Below are 17,031 nucleotides of genomic sequence, written 5' to 3'. Positions count from 1 at the left end.
GGACAGGTGTCGGAGCGGGGTCAGGGGCGCCAGAGCACCCGGTGCTCGGACAGCCGCGCGAGGACCGCGTGGTTCGCCTCCCAGCCGTCCGGGGCTGTGACCATTGGCCGCCTCCGGCGGCGTGCCGGACTCCGTCCGGCGGGTCGGGCGGCGCTGCGTTGATCGTCTGTCTGACAGGTGTCGGAGCGGGGTCAGGGGCGCCAGAGCACCCGGTGCTCGGACAGTCGCGCGAGGACCGCGTGGTTCGCCTCCCAGCCGTCCGGGAACTTCACCGTGACGCCCAGCTGGACCGGCTCCGTGGAGGGGTGGTCGTCGAGGAGGGTGTCGACGCCCGCGCGGCAGACCACGATGCAGGCGTGGCGGTGGCGGGAGGCCAGGACGCAGAGGCGGCCCGTCTCCAGGTGGAAGGCGGTGGCGTCGGGGCGGCCGGAGAGCGGGTGCAGGACGACCGTCACGTCGTACTCGCGACCCTGCAGACGGTTCGCCGTGTCCACCGTGACGTCCGTGACGCCCAGCTCCGCGAGGGCCGCGCGGACCGCCGCCGCCTGGTCGCGGTGGGCCGTGCCGACGGCGACGCGGTCGGCCGTGAGCGGGGCCGGATCGGGGTCGCGCTCCGAGGTGGCCGCGCCGCCCCGGTCCAGGAGGCGGCGCACCACCCGCGCCAGCGCGCGGACGGCCTCCGGGTCCGTGCGCGGCGTGTTCCGCGCGGGCAGCTCAAGCAGGCCCCAGCCCGCCTCGGCCGCCTCGTCGATCACCCGGTCCGGGGCCGAACCGTCCGACTCCACCGCGAAGCGCAGCACGCGATCCCCATGCCCCGTACCGCTGCGGAAGGGCGTGTAGGGGTAGAAGGCGCCCGAGACCAGCGGGGCCGCCGACGCGGGCAGCCGCCAGGACACCGGCAGACGGTGCTGCGGCAGCTCGGGGTTGTGGGCGAGCAGCGTCGTGACGGCCGAGGCCGAGGGGTCGTACGAAAGGCCCGCCCACTGCTCCGCGCCGACGATCGAGAACGGGTCCAGCTGGCCCGGGTCGCCCACGAACAGCGCCCGCTCGAACAGGCCCGCCACGGCGAGCAGCGCGTCCGAACGCATCTGGTACGCCTCGTCGACGATCGCGTGCCCCCACGGCGCGTCCAGCTGGTCGACCTTGACATGCGCCCACTTCGCGGCCGTCGAGATGACGACGTCCAGACCGGCGAGGTCCCCCGCCTTGGTCGACTTGCGTACGTTCGCCAAGTCGTCCAGCGCCTTGTCGTACGGGTCGGGGTCGCTGCTGTGCAGACGGCCCACCGGAAGCTCCGGGTCCTTCTCGGCGAGCCGTAGGACCAGGTCGTCCACCTGCGCGTTCGTCTGCGCGATCACCATCAGCCGCCGGCCGGCCGCGGCCAGCTCACGCGCCGCGCGGACCACCAGCGTCGACTTGCCGGCGCCGGGAGGCGAGTCGACGACGACACCGCGGTGCGTGCCGTGCAGCGTGTCGTGGAGGATCGCCTCCGTGGCGCGCGCGGCCTCGGCGCCGGGGTCGAAGGTGCCGCCCGCGGGCGGGGCGAGCCGCATCACAGGGTGTCCTCCGCGGTCACGGGATCGGGGCTCTCCGCGCTGTCGGAGGGCGGCCCGCCGTGCGTCCACGGGGTGTCCTCCGGGTCCGGCAGCTTGGGGCCGCCGCGCTGCTCGTGCTCGAAGAGCGTCCAGCAGATCCGGTCGCCCTTGTCGGGGACCGACCCCGCGTCGGGCTCCTTGCCGCGGCCCATCTTGTCGGTGAGGCGCAGCACGACGACGCCCTCACCCTCGTACGCCACGAACTCCGCCGTCTGCGGCTTGCCCTGGAGGGAGCGGTACACCTTCGTGCGCGCGCCGAGGTGGGGGCGGTCGTCCGTACGGACGGTGACCAGCGGGCGCGGTCGGGGACTCTTCGCCTCGCTGTACGCCATGACGACCTCCGTCACCTCACCGGCGAAGGCCTCGCCCGCGAGGCGGCGGCCCGCCATCACCAGGGGGTCGTCGAGTGCCTCCTGGGCTTCCAGGCGGGCCTGCTCACGCTCGCGCGTGGCCAGTTTGTTCGCCGCGGTGATCGCGTCGTCGACGCGGGGCTGCGGGGGTTCGCCCGCCGTCACGCGGTCGCGGTGCCCGGTGAACGACCAGCGGTCGCGGGTCCACCGGTCGGCGTCGTGCGCGGCCACGGGCAGGGTGCACAGGGCGTCCAGGCCGCGCCACACGGCGTCCCAGGTGGGGCGGGTCCTGCTCTCGATCAGGGCCTGGATCTCCCGCTCGGCGGCCGTCAGCACGGCAAGGCGCTCGTCCGCCTCGACGCCGTCCTCGGCGGCGGCCAGCGCGGTGCGCGCGCGGTCGTAGCGCTCGATGGCCGGGGCGAGCAGGTCGTTGTCGAACGCCGGGTCCGTGGCCGGACCGGCGGGCGGGCACAGCAGCTGCCCGTCCTTGTCCCGGTCCAGCTCGGCGCGGAGCGCGGACTCGGCGCCCGATGTGCCGTCCGGGGCCTCGATCCAGGCGAGGAGGGCGCCCAGATGCTGGTCCTCCAGGCTGGACTGGCCGGTGGCCCAGTGCCGGGAGAGCAGCTCGGTCATGGCGACGAGCAGCGACGAGCCGGGGACGCGGGCCCGCTCTCCGAAGTGCGTCAGCCAGCGGCCGAGGAGCGGGACGCGGGGCGGGGCCGGATAGGGCGTCTCTGGGTCCTGCTCGGCGGTGCGGCGAAAACGCATGGAGCGGCCGAGGAGCCGTACGAACTCGACGCCGGCGCGACTGGGCACGATCACCTGCGGGGCGTCCGCGCACAGCTCGACCTCCACCTTGACGCGCTTCCCGGTCCCGGGATCCGTCTCGCTGCGCTCGGCCGCCTCGACGTCGCCCGCGTACGCGTCGACGTACGGCAGGACGATCTCGGCCAGCTGTGCGAGGAACGCGAAGCGGAGGTCGCGGTCGCGGGGCTGCGGTACGACGAGGAGGCGGGGCGAGGTCCGCTCCGTCCCCACGAGGGCGCCCAGCGGTGCGCCCGCCTCGCCGGCGGTGGTGAGCGGGACGAGGACGAGGGGGTGCTGGGAGATGTGCCTGTGCCGCACGGTCGCGCGTGGCTGCGCGCGTCCGGTACTCACGGCTTCCAGCCGGGCGAGGCTCTCGATCAGCGACACGTGCGGCCCTTCTTCGTCTGCGGGCCGTCGGCCCCTTGCCCGCCGCTCCGCGGCGGATGATTCGCACCCACCCACCGGTTTACCCCGCGTCGAACGGTCACCGAAGGGCGCCAGGCCAGAAGGGCGGGTGGGTGGGGAGCACCCTGTGCCGAGGGAGAGGGCGGCATGCACGCACCCGCGAACAGCACACGGAGAGGCGCCGGCATCACGACCCCCCCGAGGCGCCCACGCCGGACAACGCCTCCTCCCGCAGCGCCGCCGCCCTCCGTAGTGTCCTCACCGCCGGATCGTCCACGTCCGCCGACGAACCCGCCGCCGCCGCGAGGACGTCGCCGATCGTCGTCAGGCCGCCGAGGTCGCCGCGGATCGCGCGGCCCAGGGACGTCACCTCGCCCTCCTCGCGGGCGCGGGCCCGGCAGTGGAAGGCCAGTTCGCAGGCGGAGAGGCACTCGGGGGCGTACGTCGCGGGGACCGCCTCGACGGCCGCCGTCAGTTCGGCGGCGGGGCGGCGTACATCGAAGGTCGTGCCCTCGGGCAGCTCCGCCGCGATGTCCTCGACCCGAGTGAGGCGGGCCAACTGGCGCCGGGTCACGGAGAGCTGCTTGCGGACGTCGATCGCCGAAGCCGTGGGGAGGTTGGAGAAGTCCTTGGGGCAGACGAGGAGGACGTGGTGCCGGATCCGCGGGGCGGGATCCAGGCGCGCGGCCACCCGCTCCAGCGCCAGTGCGTACACCGCGGCCTGGCGCGCCGCCGCCCCCACCTTCGCCGCGTCCGCCGAACCGTCGATCATCGGGAAGGACTTGATCTCGACGACCGTCCACGCGCCGTCCGGATGGACGACCACCGCGTCCGGCTCGAGGAAGGCGAGCGTCCCCGCCACGTCCAGCGCCAGCATGGGGTGGTCGAGGAGCGTCCAGCCGCCGGACTCCGTCGCCTCGCGCAGCGCGAGCGCCGTGCGCGCGGCCCGGCCCTCGGGGCCCACCGCCGCCAGGTCGGGAAGAGCGGATCGCCCGGCGACCGGCTCGGGCCCGCCACCCAGGCGCCCATGCGTCAGACGCAGCAGCTCCGCGCCGCCGTCGGCCTTGACCCGCGCCTCGAACGCGTTGCCCCGCATGAACGCGAACTGCGACTGCCCGAAGCCGGAGGGCGAGCCCAGCGACCGGGCGAGCGCCGTCTTGTCCACGCCCGCGCCGTCGAGCAGCGCCCGCCGTCTGCACCCGGGGTTGGCCGCGAGCGCGGCGAGCGCGCGGGCGTCCAGCGGCTGTGCGGGAACGTCGGCGCCGCGCAGCTCAGCGAGCCGGTGCCGCAGCGCTGTCCGCCGCGTCGGCGGGGCGGGCGCTCGGCTCGGCTTCCGGGCCGGGACTCTGCTTGCGCTGTCGGGGAAGTCGCTCACGCGTCGAAGTCTGGCACTCGCCACTGACAATTGAGGTCTCTGCGGCGGACGATGCCCCCGCACCGGGCGTGAAGCGCGCCCGCAGCCGTGCCATGACCGGGTCCGTGAGCCGCCGCAAGGGCCGTACGAGCAGCAGCCCGACGCCCATCACGACGCCGCCCGCGACCGCGTCGAGGAAGTAGTGGTTGGCGGTGCCCATCACGACGATCGTGGTGATGAGCGGGTACGCGACCGCGGCGGCCCGCATCAGCGGCGAACGCCCGTGACGCCACAGCATCACGCCGCACCACAGCGCCCACCCCACATGCAGGCTGGGCATCGCCGCGTACTGGTTGGTCATGCCGCCGAGCCCGCGCGGCGCGCTCGCCTCGGCGCCCCACCAGCCGTAGTCGCTGTACTGCGCCATGGTGTCGATGAAGCCGTGGCCCGCGCTGAGCAGCCGCGGCGGGCAGGTCGGCAGGAGCGTGAAGCCGACCAGGCCGATCAGGGTGGAGATCATCAGCCACGCGCGTGCGGCGCGGTAGTGCACCGCGTGGCTCCGGAAGAGCCAGACCAGGACGGCGGGCGTGACGAGATAGTGCAGCGAGGCGTACCAGAAGTCCGCGGGGACGCCGATCCAGGCGTGGGCGGTGAAGAGACGGTTCAGCGGGCTCTCCGCGTCGAGCCGCAGGAACTGCTCGGCCTTCAGGATCCCGATGCCGTGGTCGACGGCGCTGGAGACGTCACCCCGGGCGAGCAGCCGCCCCGCCGAGTACGCGGCGTACACCAGCACGATCAGCGGCAGCTCCGTCCACCAGCGGAGCCGGTGTCCGATGGTGCGGCCGATGCCTGGTACGGCGGTCTTCGGCATCCGGTCGATCCCCCATCATCTCTGTTCACTCGGCGCAGGCCGCCGGATCACTTTACGGCGTACGCGAGCGTGCCGAGGCACCCCCTGTGGCGCCCTCCGGAGGTAGGGGACGCAGAGATCGGCCGACGGGTTGCGACGTCGGGTGAGCGTTCGATCAGAGGTGGGTGATGATGGAGGGGGCGGGGACTCCCTGTCCGTAGAAAGCGCCAAATAAGCACAAACGTGGAGAGGTCCCCGCATGGCACCCCGCATCCTGCTGGCCCGGCACGGACAGACGGAATGGTCACTGTCCGGGAAGCACACCGGCAGGACGGACATCCCGCTCCTGGACGAGGGCCGCCGTGGCGCGAAGCTCCTGGGCGAGCGGCTGCACCGCGCGCCCTACGACGGCCTGCCCGACGTGGAGGTGCGCACGAGCCCGCTCTCCCGCGCGCGGGAGACCTGTGAGATCGCCGGCTTCGGGGACCGCGCCCGTACGTGGGACGCGCTCATGGAGTTCGACTACGGCGACTACGAAGGCATGACACCGGCCGACATCCGGGCGGTCCACCCCGGCTGGTTCATCTGGCGCGACGGTGTCCCCAGGGGCGAGACGCTGGCGCGGGTCGCCGCCCGCGCGGACGAGGTCGTGGAGTGGGCCAGGAGCGCGGAGCGCGATGTGCTGGTCTTCGCGCACGGCCACATCCTGCGGGTCATCGGCGCGCGCTGGCTGGGCCTCGACATCGACTTCGCCGCCCGCATCCGCCTCAACCCGACCTCGGTCTCGGTCCTCGGCTGGGCCTACGGAGAGCCCGCCATCGAGTCGTGGAACGAGACGGGCCACCTGGCCTGACGCCTGGCTACACGGCGCGCGGAAGCGCGGCATGCCGCTCCAGGAAGACGCCCACCTCCGCGGCCCTGCGGTGCGGCAGCAGCACCCGCGCCGTCGTGGCGAGCATCGACTGGACGCGGGACGACTGCACCTCGTCCAGGAGCGAGAGGACCCGCAGCCCCGCCGCCGCCGCCTCGTCGGGGCGCCCCGCGCGGGCCAGGTCGTCGGCCAGCTCGGCGGTGTAGAGCGCGATGTTCCGGGTGAACTGCGGGGTCTGCGAGGACGCCGTGGCCGCCGCGCGCCGCGCGTGCCGGGCCGCCCGCGCCCAGTCGCCGAGCGCCGACCAGCACTGCGCCTCCAGGCCCTCCAGCTCGGCGGGGCCGTAGAAGCTCATCCACTCGGGGTCGGCGTCCGAGCCCCCGCGGTCGAAGAGGGCGTGCGCGCGGGCCAGCGACTGCTCGCAGCCCGCGCGGTCGCCGAGCCCCGCCCAGCCCCCCGCCTCACGCAACGCGATGAGTGAGCGCAGCCGGTGCGAGCCGCGGTGCCGGGCCGCGCGGGCAGCCGCTTGCGCCGCTCGCACCGCCTCCCGGGGGCGCCCGGCGTCGCGCGCCAGGAAGGCGGTGTTGCAGAAGGCGTGCGCCTCCACGTCGAGGTCCCCGGCGACCCGGGCCGTCGCGAGGGCCTCGGCGTAGTGCGAGCGGGCGTCGTCGAAGCGGCCGGAGTCGTGCGCCAGCCAGCCGACGGAGATGGCCAGTTCACCGGCGCCCGCGTGCAGCCGGTCCGAGGCGGACTGCCGGGTGGTGCCCGCGTCGAGCAGGGCGTAGGCGGTGCGCAGCGGGGCCGCGGCGCGCCGGTAGAGGCCGTCGGCGCCGTGCCGGTCGTCGAGCAGCCTGATCTTGCGTACGGCGTCCTCGACCGCGCCGGCCTCGGCCTCGCCGATCCTGCGGCCGCGCCGGGCGGCGGCCTCGGCCTGTCCGGCCATGGCGAGCCCGATGGGCCCCAGGGACGCGGCGGCCACGGCGGCGGTGGAGCCGGTCATGAATGCGCGACGTTGCACATCGCTCTCCTCGTGAGTCTGGATCGCGTACGGATCGCAGGCGTGGGGGTCGGACCCGGACGGATGGGACTCGTACAACTGGATCGTGTGGTGCGGCTTGTTCGTGTCGCTCGTGGTGATGGGCCGGGTGCTGGGCTGTCGGGGCGCGCGGGGGCGGGGCACGGTAGGCGGGTGCGGCGCCTCCGAGTCCGTGCGCGCCGCCCTTCCGCGCACCTGCGCGCGGGGGGCGAACCCCAGGTCGGCGAGTGTGCGCCCCGGGAACATGTGCAAGAACACACGCTCGTAGGCGTAGTTGGGGCAGCGGATTTCCCCCGCCTCCACGCGCCCGACGTAGCGCGCGTCGCAGCTGACCCGCTCGCCGATCTCGCGCGCGGCCCGCCGGACCGTCGCGGCGAACTCTCCGGGGGAGCGCTGACCGCGCAGCTGCCGGAAGGCGAGGTTCGGTCGTGGGAACTGAGTTGACGATGCCATCGGTGAGGACGCCATGGCCGGACCCTCTCGTGCGGAGCGTGCCGGTCCGCGCACGCGCTGGCGCACTGGACGCCGCGCCCGCGCACGGGATCTCGCGGGGTCACCCCCTGTTCCGGCGGAGCACGAACGTACCCGCTGTGACGGGGCCGACACACGCGGTTTGGCTACAAACCGGATATCTCCCCCAAGATCTGCCATGAACTGCCACTCTCTGCGGCGGCGTGCCGCAGTGCCTGTTGACGCCGGGCCGCGTTGAACCATGTGGAGTGGGAGACCAGAACAGCTCCCGCACTCGCGAGGAGGGGTCCCCCTTGTTGGAGATCGGCATGCAGAACAGCGACTCCCGTACGAACGGCGGCGCGCCCCCGGCCTCACTGACGACGGCGCGGCACCTTCCCACCGAGGACGGCAGCGCCCCACCGCCCGGCGCCGCCCCCTGCGACGACGACTGCTGCGACCTGGTCACCGTCCCGGCCAGGCAGGGACTGGAGGCGGTCGACATCCTGCGCCGCTGCGCGGGCGACACCATCGGCCCCGTCCTGCACGACGGAAGCTGCGACACCCTCGGCTTCCTGGTGCCGCCCGGCACCGCCGACGGCTGGGACCTGCCGGGCAGCGCCTGTACGCAGACCTTCGGGCGCGGCATGCGTGTGTACGCGGAGCCGGAGCCGGGCCCCGCCGTCCCCGAGCCACCGGTCGCGGGCACCGGCTGGCTCCTGCCGCCGGGCGGCGAGACCGACCCCGTCACGGACCCGGCCGTCCTGCGCGCCGCGCTCGGCCAGGCGGCCCGCACCATCGAGGCCGCCGACAACTGCCGCTGAGCGGTCCCCGCACCGCCGCCGGGCCGCCAGCGTCCTCGTACGTCGATAATGGCCTGGTGGCAAGGAACAGGCGATCCCGGGAAGCGGCGTCCGAGGCCGTCGTCGAGCAGGTGGACGGCGGGCTCGCCGAGCTGATGCCGGACCGGGACAGGCCGCGCGCCTGGACGCTGCTCGTGGACGGCGCCCCGCAGTCCCATGTGGACCTCGACGACCCCACGTACCTCGACTTCGAGTACCAGCGCAGGCTCGGTCACATCGCCGACCTCGTCGCGCCCGCGGGCAAGCCGATACGGGCCGTGCACCTCGGCGGCGGCGCCTTCACCCTCGCCCGCTACATAGCGGCGACCCGCCCCCGCTCCACCCAGCAGATAGTCGAGCGCGACACCGCGCTCATCCAACTGGTCCGCCGAGAGCTGCCGTTGGACCCGCAGGCCCGTGTGCGGGTGCGCGGCGCCGACGCCCGCGAAGGGCTCGCGAAGATCGCCGACGGCTGGGCGGACCTCGTCATCGCCGACGTCTTCAGCGGCGCAAGGACCCCCGCGCACCTCACCAGCACGGAATTCCTCACCGACGTACGCAGAGTCCTCGCGCCCGGCGGGTACTACGCCGCCAACCTCGCCGACGGGCCGCCGCTCGCGCATCTGCGCGGCCAGCTCGCCACCGCCGCCGCGCTCTTCCCCGAACTCGCGCTCGTCGCCGACCCCACCGTGCTGCGCGGCAAGCGGTTCGGCAACGCCGTGCTGCTCGGCTGCGACCACGCGCTGCCCGTCGCCGAGCTGACCCGGCGCAGCGCGAGCGACCCGCACCCCGGCAGGGTCGAACACGGGCGCGGGCTGCGGGACTTCAGCGGGGGAGCGGCCGCCGTCACGGACGCCCGCGCGGTCGCGTCGCCGGCACCGCCGCCGTCGGTGTTCCGCTGACCTCGCGCGTCAGTACGTGTTGATCTCGACCCGGGGTGCGGTGTCGTGCCAGGTGCAGAAGACCGACAGCCTGTCCGCGCCCGCCATGAACTCCACGCGGATCCACGTGTCCTGCTTCCACGTCTGCACCGACCAGCCCGCCGCCGGGGTCGCCGAGACCAGCGCCGCGGAGTCCTTCCCGAGATCGAGGACGACGCGGCCGCCCTTGGTGCCGTAGCTCTTGGTGCGGGTCTCGGGCGGTTCGGGGGATTTCGGCCGGTGTGGGATTTCCGTGGACTCAGGGGTCTTTGAGGTCTTTGAGGTCTTTGAGGTCTTCGAGGACTTAGGGGTCTTAGGGGTCTTCGGCGGCTTCTTGGCCGGTGACGGATCGGGGCGGTGCGTCGAGGACGCCAGCGGCTCCGCGCGGTCCGCGCCGCCGTCGGCCGCGAGCGGCAGGGCGCGCGGCGGGTCGTAGACGGTCCCCGCGAGCACCGTGTGGACGCCCCACCACGACAGCGTGACCGCCGCGCCCGTGGCGAGCGACCATGCGATCGCGTGTACGACTCCTCTGTGCATCGCGGGCCATACTGCACCACGCGGCGATGGTTCCTCCATATGGCGTACGGTGCCGCCCATGGCAAGTGTGCTCGTCGTCGAGGACGACCAGTTCGTACGCTCCGCCCTCATCCGGCATCTGACCGAGGCGTCGCACACCGTGCGCAGCGTCGGCACGGCCCTGGAGGCGCTGCGCGAGGTCGCCCATTTCCGCTTTGACGTGGTGATCCTGGATCTCGGCCTGCCCGACCTCGACGGGTCGGAGGCGCTGAAGATGCTGCGTGGCATCACCGACGTCCCCGTGATCATCGCCACCGCGCGGGACGACGAGGCGGAGATCGTACGGCTCCTCAACGACGGCGCCGACGACTACCTCACCAAGCCGTTCTCCGTCGCACACCTGTCGGCGCGGATGGCCGCCGTGCTGCGCCGCGCGCGCGGCACGGCCGGGGAGGCGCCGCCCAGTGACGTCCTGCGGGTCGGCGGGCTCCGCGTCGACCCGTTGCGGCGCCGGGCCGATCTCGACGGGACGGGGCTCGACCTGACCCGCCGCGAGTTCGACCTGCTCGCCTTCCTGGCCGGGCGGCCCGGCGTCGTCGTAGCGCGCAAGGAGCTGCTCGCCGAGGTGTGGCAGCAGAGTTACGGGGACGACCAGACCATCGACGTACATCTGTCGTGGCTGCGGCGGAAGCTGGGCGAGACCGCCGCCAAGCCGCGCTATCTGCACACGCTGCGCGGCGTCGGCGTGAAGCTGGAGCCGCCGTCGGAGCCGCCGCGGTGAGGTGGGCGCTCGTCAAGGTGTGCCTGGCCGTCACGGCGATGGTCGTGGTGGCCTTCGCGGTGCCGCTCGGACTCGTCGTCAAGGAGATGGCGAGGGACCGCGCCGTCTCGAACGCGGAGCGGCACGGCGCGGGCATGGGCCCCACGCTCTCCATCACCACCGACCGCGAGGAGCTGACCCGGGCCGTCGCCACGTCCGAGGCGGGCGGCGACGGGCGGATGGCGGTGTACGTACCGGCCGTCGACGGCGCCCCCGCCTTCGAGGTCGGCGATCCGAGGGCGCGGGCGGGCGCCGTGGAGGCCACTCGCGAGGAGGGCCGCGCCAGGACCGCCGAGGTGCCCGGTGGCTTCGTGGTACTCCAGCCGACCGCGCTCAGCTCCGGTACGGCCGTCGTGGAGATCTACGTGCCCGAGGCCGAGGTCAGCAACGGCGTGACCACGGCGTGGCTGGTGCTCGCGGGCGTCGGCGTCGCGCTCGTCATCGGCTCCGTGGCCGTCGCGGACCGGCTCGGCGTACGCATGGTCCAGCCCGCCAAGCGGCTGGCGGGCGCCGCGCACGACCTCGGGGAGGGGAAGCTGGGGGCGCGGGTGCCGGAGGAGGGGCCGACGGAGCTGCGCCTGGCGGCGGTGGCGTTCAACGCGATGGCGGACCAGGTGGTGCAGCTCCTCGCCAACGAGCGTGAGCTGGCGGCGGATCTCTCGCACCGCCTGCGCACGCCCCTGACCGTGCTGCGGCTGAACGCCGCGTCGCTCGGCGGCGGGCCGGCGGCCGAGCAGACCCGTACGGCCGTCGAGACGCTGGAGCGCGAGGTCGACACGATCATCCGTACCGCGCGGGACGCCAAGCCGCGGACGGCGGCGGTCGGGCCCGGGGCGGGCTGCGACGCCGCCGAGGTGATCCGCGAGCGGATGGCCTTCTGGTCGGCGCTCGCGGAGGACGAGGGCCGGGAGGTGCGGGTGGCGGGGGTGGAGCGGCCGGTCCACATACCGGTGGCCCGGCCCGACCTTGTGGCGGCGCTCGACGCGTTGCTCGGCAACGTCTTCCGGCACACGGGCGAGGGCACGGCCTTCTCCGTGGACGTGCACAGCGGCGAGGACGCGGTGATCGTCCTCGTCTCCGACGCGGGGCCCGGGATCGCCGACCCCGAGGCCGCGATGGCCCGGGGCGCGGGCTCGGGAGCGGACGGCTCCACGGGCCTGGGCCTGGACATCGTCCGCCGCCTCGCCGAGTCGACGGGCGGCGATGTCCGTGTCGGCGGCTCGGTCCTGGGCGGTACGGAGGTGCGGCTCCGGCTCCAGCGGGGTCATCGCCGGGGGGCGGCGGGGCGGCGGGGGCATCGGGGCCCCGCCGTGCGTCGCCGGAGGCGTGCGGGCGGCCAGGACTGAGATCCCCCGCGGGCGCGTCGTGGTTGCTCGCGCAGTTCCCCGCGCCCCCCGCGGGGAGCAGCCGGCTCAGTCCAGCGCCGGATCCCGCGGCAGCTCGCCCGCGGCGGCGACCGTCGCGTACCAGTGGGCGCTGGACTTCGGAGTGCGCGCCTGCGTCTCGTAGTCGACGTAGACCGCGCCGAAACGCTTGCTGTAGCCGTACGCCCATTCGAAGTTGTCCAGGAGCGACCAGAGGTAGTAGCCGCGGACGTCGGCGCCGTCGGTGATGGCGCGGCGGACGGCGGCCAGGTGGCCGTGGAGGTACGCGATCCGCTCCGGGTCGTGGACGCGGCCGTCCGGATCGGGCTTGTCGTCGCAGGCCGCGCCGTTCTCCGTGATGTACACCGGAAGCCCCGGGACCTCCCGGGCGTACCGCATGATCAGCTCGTGCAGCCCCGTCGGATCGATGGTCCAGCCCATCGCGGTGCGCTCGCCCGGCGTCTGGTGGAAGGCGATGTCCTCGGACGCGGGCCAGGGAGAGTGCTCGCTCACGCCGTGTCCGTCGGCGCGCGCGCTCCCGGCGTCGTCCGGGGCTGCCGACACCAGCGCGGGCGTGTAGTAGTTGAGGCCCAGCGCGTCCAGTGGCTGGTGGATGTCGGCCAGGTCGCCGTCGTGGACGCAGGACCAGTCGGTGACCCGGGCGGTGTCCGTCAGGAGGTCCGCCGGGTAGGCGCCGTGCAGCATGGGGCCGTGGAAGACGCCGTTGGCGAGGTTGTCGACGCGTCGACGGGCGTCCAGGTCCGTCGGCGTGTCCGAGACCGCCCTGACCACCGCGGAGTTCAGGCTCACCGCGACGCGGGCGCGGGCCGGCAGGGCGGCGCGCAGCGCCTGGGTGCCCAGGCCGTGCGCGAGGTTGAGGTGGTGCGCGGCCTGCAGGGCGGCCGCGGGGTCGGTGCGGCCGGGGGCGTGCACGCCGGAGCCGTAGCCCAGGAAGGCGCTGCACCAGGGCTCGTTGAGCGTGATCCAGGACTCGACGCGGTCGCCCAGCGCCTCGGCGACGAAGCCCGCGTACTCGGCGAACCGGTACGCGGTCTCGCGCACCGGCCAGCCGCCCGCGTCCTCCAGCTCCTGCGGCAGGTCCCAGTGGTAGAGGGTCACGGCGGGCGCGATGCCCTTGGCGAGCAGCTCGTCGACCAGGCGCCGGTAGAAGTCCAGACCGCGCTGGACGGCGGGGCCGCGCCCGGTGGGCTGCACCCGCGACCAGGACACGGAGAACCGGTAGGCGTTCAGACCGAGGTCGGCCATGAGCCGCACGTCGTCGCGGTAGCGGTGGTAGTGCTCGACGGCGACATCGCCGGTGTCACCGTCGACCGTGCGGCCCGGCGTGTGGCTGAAGGTGTCCCAGATGGAGGGCGTGCGGCCGTCTTCGCGCACGGCGCCCTCGATCTGGTACGCGGAGGTGGCGGCGCCCCAGAGGAAACCGGCCGGGAAGGTAAGGGGTTCAGGCATGGAAGCGCTCCCATGGGAGGGGGGTCAGGACAAGGGGAGAGGGCACGCGGGGGCGGGGCGGGGTGCGGGGCACGGCGGGCGGGGGCGGCGTCAGCCCTTGACCGCCCCCTGCATGATCCCGCTCACGATCTGCTTGCCGAACAGGACGAACGCCAGCAGGAGCGGCAACGTACCGAGCAGTGCGCCCGCCATGATCACCGCTCGGTCGGGGATGTACCCCGTGCCGAGGGAGTTGAGCGCCACCTGCACGGTGGGGTTCGACTGGTTCAGGGCGATGATCGGCCACAGGAAGTCGTTCCAGGCCATGACGAACGTCAGCAGGCCGAGGACGGCCATCGCGGGCCGCGCCGCCGGGAACACCACGTGCCAGATGATGCGCAGACTGCTCGCCCCGTCCATCCGCGCCGCCTCGATCAGCTCACCGGGCAGCGCCTGGAGCAGGTACTGCCGCATGAAGAAGACCCCGAAGGCGCTCACGAACGTAGGCAGGATCACCGACTGGAGCTGGTTGGTCCACTGCAGGTCGGCGATCCACAGATACAGCGGTACGACGCTCAGCTGCGGCGGCACCATCATCGTGCCGATGGTCAGTATGAGCAGCGCCCCGCTGAACCGGAACTTCAGCTTGGCGAAGGCGAACCCGGCGATCGTGGAGAAGAGGACGGTGCCGATGGTGATGCTGCCCGCCACGATCGTGGTGTTCAGCATCGCGTCGCCGAGGCTCGCCTCCCTCCACGCCCGTTCGAGGTTCTTGAAGAGGTTCCCGCCGAACCACAGGGGCGGCGGCGTCTGGGCGAGCCGTCCGCTCGTGCGCGAGGCCGCGATCGCCGTCCAGATCAGCGGCGCCAGCGAGATGGCGGTGAACAGCGCGAGGACGAGGTAGGTCAGCGGCCCCGCGTGCATCGTGCGGCCGGCCTTCCGGCCCGGCGTGCGGGACTTCATCGGTCCTTCCTCAGGCGTCGGGCGATCAGCAGGTTGACCGCGGCGATGAGCAGCAGGATCAGGAGCATCAGCCAGGCGACGGCCGAGGCCCGGCCCAAATGGCCGTTGATCCAGCCCTGGTCGTACAGGTAGAGACCGAGCGTCTGGAACTGGTGGTCGGCGCCGCCCTTGGACCCCGCCGTGCCGCCGAACAGCAGCGGCTCACCGAACAGCTGGGTCGCCCCGATGGTGGAGACGACCACCGTGAACAGGATCGTCGGACGCAGCATCGGGATGGTCACGTGCCGGAACTGCTGCCAGCGTGAGGCGCCGTCCAGCGAGGCCGACTCGTACAGGTCGTGCGGCACGGCCTGCATCGCCGCCAGATAGATCAGGGCGTTGTAGCCGGTCCACCGCCAGATGACGATGGTCGACACCGCCGCCTGCGAACCCCACGAGGACTCGCGCCAGTTGACCGGGTCGAAGCCGACGGAGCCGATCATCCAGTTGACCATGCCGCCGTCCCAGGCGAACAGCAGCGTGAAGACCAGCGAGGCGCTCGCCACCGACGTCGCGTACGGAGCGAGCATCGCGACCCGCCACAGCGTGGACCCGCGCAACTTGTAGTTGAGCAGGTGCGCGATGCCGAGTGCGATGGCGAGCTGGGGGACGGTGGAGATGACCCCGATGGTGAAGGTGTTGCCGAGCGCGTTCCAGAAGTAGTCGCTCTGGAGCAGGTTGGTGTAGTTCTCCAGGCCCAGCCAGGTGCTGTCGTCGAGGTTGGTCAGCTCCAGGCGGTGCAGCGACGCCCAGCCGGTGTAGAGCAGCGGGAACAGGCCGAAGGCGCCGAAGAAGAGGAAGAACGGCGCGACGAAGACGTACGGCGACGCCTTGATGTCCCAGCGGTACAGGCGGCTGCGCCACGAGGACGTCGTGGGGGAGGACGCGCGGCCCCCCGACGCGGCCGGGGCCGCGTCCCCCTTGCCGGGGGACGCGGTCTCGGCGTACTCAGCGGTATCGGACATGTCCGTCACTGTCCCAGAACATCCTTGATCTCCTTCTGGGCCGCCTCCCAGCCCTCCTCGGGAGACTTGCCCTGCTGCTCCACCTGGAGCACGCCGATGTCCGTGATGGACTGGCCGATCTGGGCGTCCTTGATGCCGTAGATCGCCGTGGGGATGTTCTTCGCGGTGTCGGCGTAGATCTTGGTGATGGGCGCGTCGCTGAAGTACGCCTTGGTCTGCGCCGACGGCTTCAGCTTGTCGTAGACCGGCGGGGTGGACGGGAAGCTGGCCTGCTTGGCGAAGATCTTCGCGAGCTGCTCGGGCTGCGACAGCCAGACGGCGAGCTCGGTCGCCTCCTTCTTGTGCTTGCCCGCGCTCGGCACGCCGAGGAACGCGCCGCCCCAGTTGCCGTCCGTGGGCGCCTTGGCCATGTCCCACTTGCCCTTGCCGCCCGGGCCCGTCTTCTCCTGGATGTAACCGGCCATCCAGGCGGGACAGGCCACCGAGGCGAACTTGCCGTTGGCGAAGCCCTGGTCCCACGTCGGGTCGAACTGCTTCAGCTTGGCGGACATATCGCCCCCCGCGACCTTCATCGCCGCGTCCCAGGCGTCCTTGCGGCCCTGGCTCTCGTCGTAGATCTCCTCGCCGCTCTTGTCGTAGTACCGCTCGGTCGCACCGGCGAAGACGGCGTTGTAGACGCTGGAGGCGGAGTCGACGAACTTGGTGTCCTTGGGCGCCTTCTTCATGTACTTCTCGCCCAGCGCGACGTACTTGTCCCAGTCGCCCGCCCACTCCTTGGCGAGCTGCTCGCGGTCGGTGGGCAGCCCCGCCTTCTCGAAGAGGTCCTTGCGGTAGCAGAGCGCCGTCGGACCGATGTCGAGACCGAGGCCGACCGTCTTGCCGTCCTCGGTGGTGGCCTGCTTCCACTTCCAGTCGAGATACGAGGACTTGTCCACGCCCTCGGCCTTGCCGAGGTCCTCGAACTTGGCGCCCTGGGTCTGCACGATCTCCGTGATGTTGCTGACCTCGATGGCCGCCACGTCATTGACACCGGCGCCGGACTGCAGCTGGGTGAGGAGCTTCGGGTAATAGGCGTCGTTCCGCTCGATGACGTTCTCTTTGATCTCGATGTCCGGGTGTGCCTTCTCGTACTCCTCGTAGAGGCCTGCCTGCTTGAGGCCCAGCACGCCGAACGTGCCCACATTGAGCGTGGTCTTGCCGTCACCGCCCGCTGAGCCGCTGTCGTCGTCGCTGGAACAAGCGGCCAGCAGGCTCGTGGCCAGCGCGGTCACGGCCGCGTAGGTCACCAGCCGGCGGGTCCGGCGGGTACTCGTATGCATGACGTCCTCCTGTTGCCTGACGTGCCGACCCCCCGGCCAACTGCTCTGCTGGGCCCGTTGGTTCACTCTGCGGCTCGGGCGGGGAACGTGCGGGTTGTGTACGTGTCAGGTAGCGT

The 17,031-nt window shown here is 72.9% G+C and carries 15 protein-coding genes; 5 read left to right on the top strand and 10 right to left on the bottom strand.

Annotated elements, in window-relative coordinates:
* Nucleotides 1–191: 191 nt before the first annotated feature.
* From ACWDZ7_RS08440 to ACWDZ7_RS08425, 4 genes are all read right to left on the bottom strand, one after another.
* Nucleotides 192–1,553, bottom strand: a complete 1,362-nt coding sequence (locus tag ACWDZ7_RS08440; protein WP_451795898.1) for an AAA domain-containing protein — start codon at nt 1,551–1,553, stop codon at nt 192–194.
* Nucleotides 1,553–3,139, bottom strand: coding sequence for a hypothetical protein (locus tag ACWDZ7_RS08435; RefSeq protein ID WP_451795897.1), 1,587 nt, complete (start codon nt 3,137–3,139; stop codon nt 1,553–1,555). The genes ACWDZ7_RS08440 and ACWDZ7_RS08435 overlap by 1 nt, the downstream gene beginning before the upstream one ends.
* A gap of 205 nt (nt 3,140–3,344) precedes the next feature.
* Nucleotides 3,345–4,532 (bottom strand): hypothetical protein, encoded by a 1,188-nt coding sequence (locus ACWDZ7_RS08430; RefSeq protein ID WP_451795896.1) that lies wholly within the window; start codon nt 4,530–4,532, stop codon nt 3,345–3,347.
* The gene (locus tag ACWDZ7_RS08425; protein WP_451795895.1) at nt 4,429–5,382 is read right to left on the bottom strand and encodes a phosphatase PAP2 family protein; all 954 of its coding nucleotides are present in this window, start codon (nt 5,380–5,382) and stop codon (nt 4,429–4,431) included. Before ACWDZ7_RS08425 ends, ACWDZ7_RS08430 begins: the two co-directional genes overlap by 104 nt.
* Before the next feature lie 238 nt (nt 5,383–5,620).
* Here ACWDZ7_RS08425 and ACWDZ7_RS08420 point away from each other — a divergent pair, with 238 nt between their 5' ends.
* Nucleotides 5,621–6,214 carry a histidine phosphatase family protein gene (locus ACWDZ7_RS08420; RefSeq protein WP_451795894.1) on the top strand — a complete coding sequence of 198 codons (594 nt, stop codon included), beginning with the start codon at nt 5,621–5,623 and terminating at the stop codon, nt 6,212–6,214.
* A 7-nt stretch (nt 6,215–6,221) separates the two neighbouring features.
* Here the strand turns inward: ACWDZ7_RS08420 and ACWDZ7_RS08415 are convergent, their stop codons facing one another.
* Nucleotides 6,222–7,736: a hypothetical protein gene (locus ACWDZ7_RS08415; protein WP_451795893.1), complete on the bottom strand. Its 1,515-nt coding sequence runs from the start codon at nt 7,734–7,736 to the stop codon at nt 6,222–6,224.
* 311 nt (nt 7,737–8,047) lie between these two features.
* Here ACWDZ7_RS08415 and ACWDZ7_RS08410 point away from each other — a divergent pair, with 311 nt between their 5' ends.
* Together ACWDZ7_RS08410 and ACWDZ7_RS08405 are read left to right on the top strand one after the other, a co-directional pair.
* A complete protein-coding gene (locus tag ACWDZ7_RS08410) occupies nt 8,048–8,542 on the top strand; it encodes a hypothetical protein (RefSeq protein WP_451795892.1) in 495 nt (164 codons plus the stop codon).
* Between the two features lie 56 nt (nt 8,543–8,598).
* On the top strand, nt 8,599–9,462 hold the full coding sequence (locus ACWDZ7_RS08405) for a spermidine synthase (protein ID WP_451515666.1): 864 nt from the start codon (nt 8,599–8,601) through the stop codon (nt 9,460–9,462).
* Between the two features lie 9 nt (nt 9,463–9,471).
* Here the strand turns inward: ACWDZ7_RS08405 and ACWDZ7_RS08400 are convergent, their stop codons facing one another.
* Nucleotides 9,472–10,017 (bottom strand): hypothetical protein, encoded by a 546-nt coding sequence (locus tag ACWDZ7_RS08400; RefSeq protein ID WP_451795891.1) that lies wholly within the window; start codon nt 10,015–10,017, stop codon nt 9,472–9,474.
* A 58-nt stretch (nt 10,018–10,075) separates the two neighbouring features.
* Between ACWDZ7_RS08400 and ACWDZ7_RS08395 the strand changes: the two genes are divergently transcribed.
* Entirely contained in the window at nt 10,076–10,777 is a 702-nt protein-coding gene (locus tag ACWDZ7_RS08395) for a response regulator transcription factor (RefSeq protein WP_451795890.1), read from the top strand.
* A complete protein-coding gene (locus ACWDZ7_RS08390; protein ID WP_451795889.1) occupies nt 10,774–12,162 on the top strand; it encodes a sensor histidine kinase in 1,389 nt (462 codons plus the stop codon). Before ACWDZ7_RS08395 ends, ACWDZ7_RS08390 begins: the two co-directional genes overlap by 4 nt.
* A 66-nt stretch (nt 12,163–12,228) precedes the next feature.
* Here the strand turns inward: ACWDZ7_RS08390 and ACWDZ7_RS08385 are convergent, their stop codons facing one another.
* The 4 genes from ACWDZ7_RS08385 to ACWDZ7_RS08370 form a co-directional block, all read right to left on the bottom strand.
* A complete protein-coding gene (locus ACWDZ7_RS08385; protein ID WP_451795888.1) occupies nt 12,229–13,650 on the bottom strand; it encodes a GH1 family beta-glucosidase in 1,422 nt (473 codons plus the stop codon).
* A gap of 90 nt (nt 13,651–13,740) precedes the next feature.
* Nucleotides 13,741–14,592: a carbohydrate ABC transporter permease gene (locus ACWDZ7_RS08380; protein WP_451795887.1), complete on the bottom strand. Its 852-nt coding sequence runs from the start codon at nt 14,590–14,592 to the stop codon at nt 13,741–13,743.
* Entirely contained in the window at nt 14,589–15,596 is a 1,008-nt protein-coding gene (locus ACWDZ7_RS08375) for a carbohydrate ABC transporter permease (protein WP_451795886.1), read from the bottom strand. The genes ACWDZ7_RS08380 and ACWDZ7_RS08375 overlap by 4 nt, the downstream gene beginning before the upstream one ends.
* Nucleotides 15,597–15,601: 5 nt before the next feature.
* Nucleotides 15,602–16,915: an ABC transporter substrate-binding protein gene (locus ACWDZ7_RS08370; RefSeq protein WP_451795885.1), complete on the bottom strand. Its 1,314-nt coding sequence runs from the start codon at nt 16,913–16,915 to the stop codon at nt 15,602–15,604.
* Nucleotides 16,916–17,031: the final 116 nt, after the last annotated feature.

Source organism: Streptomyces sp. NPDC003032 (assembly GCF_053591415.1).
This window is presented reverse-complemented; position numbering and strand designations above follow the sequence as displayed.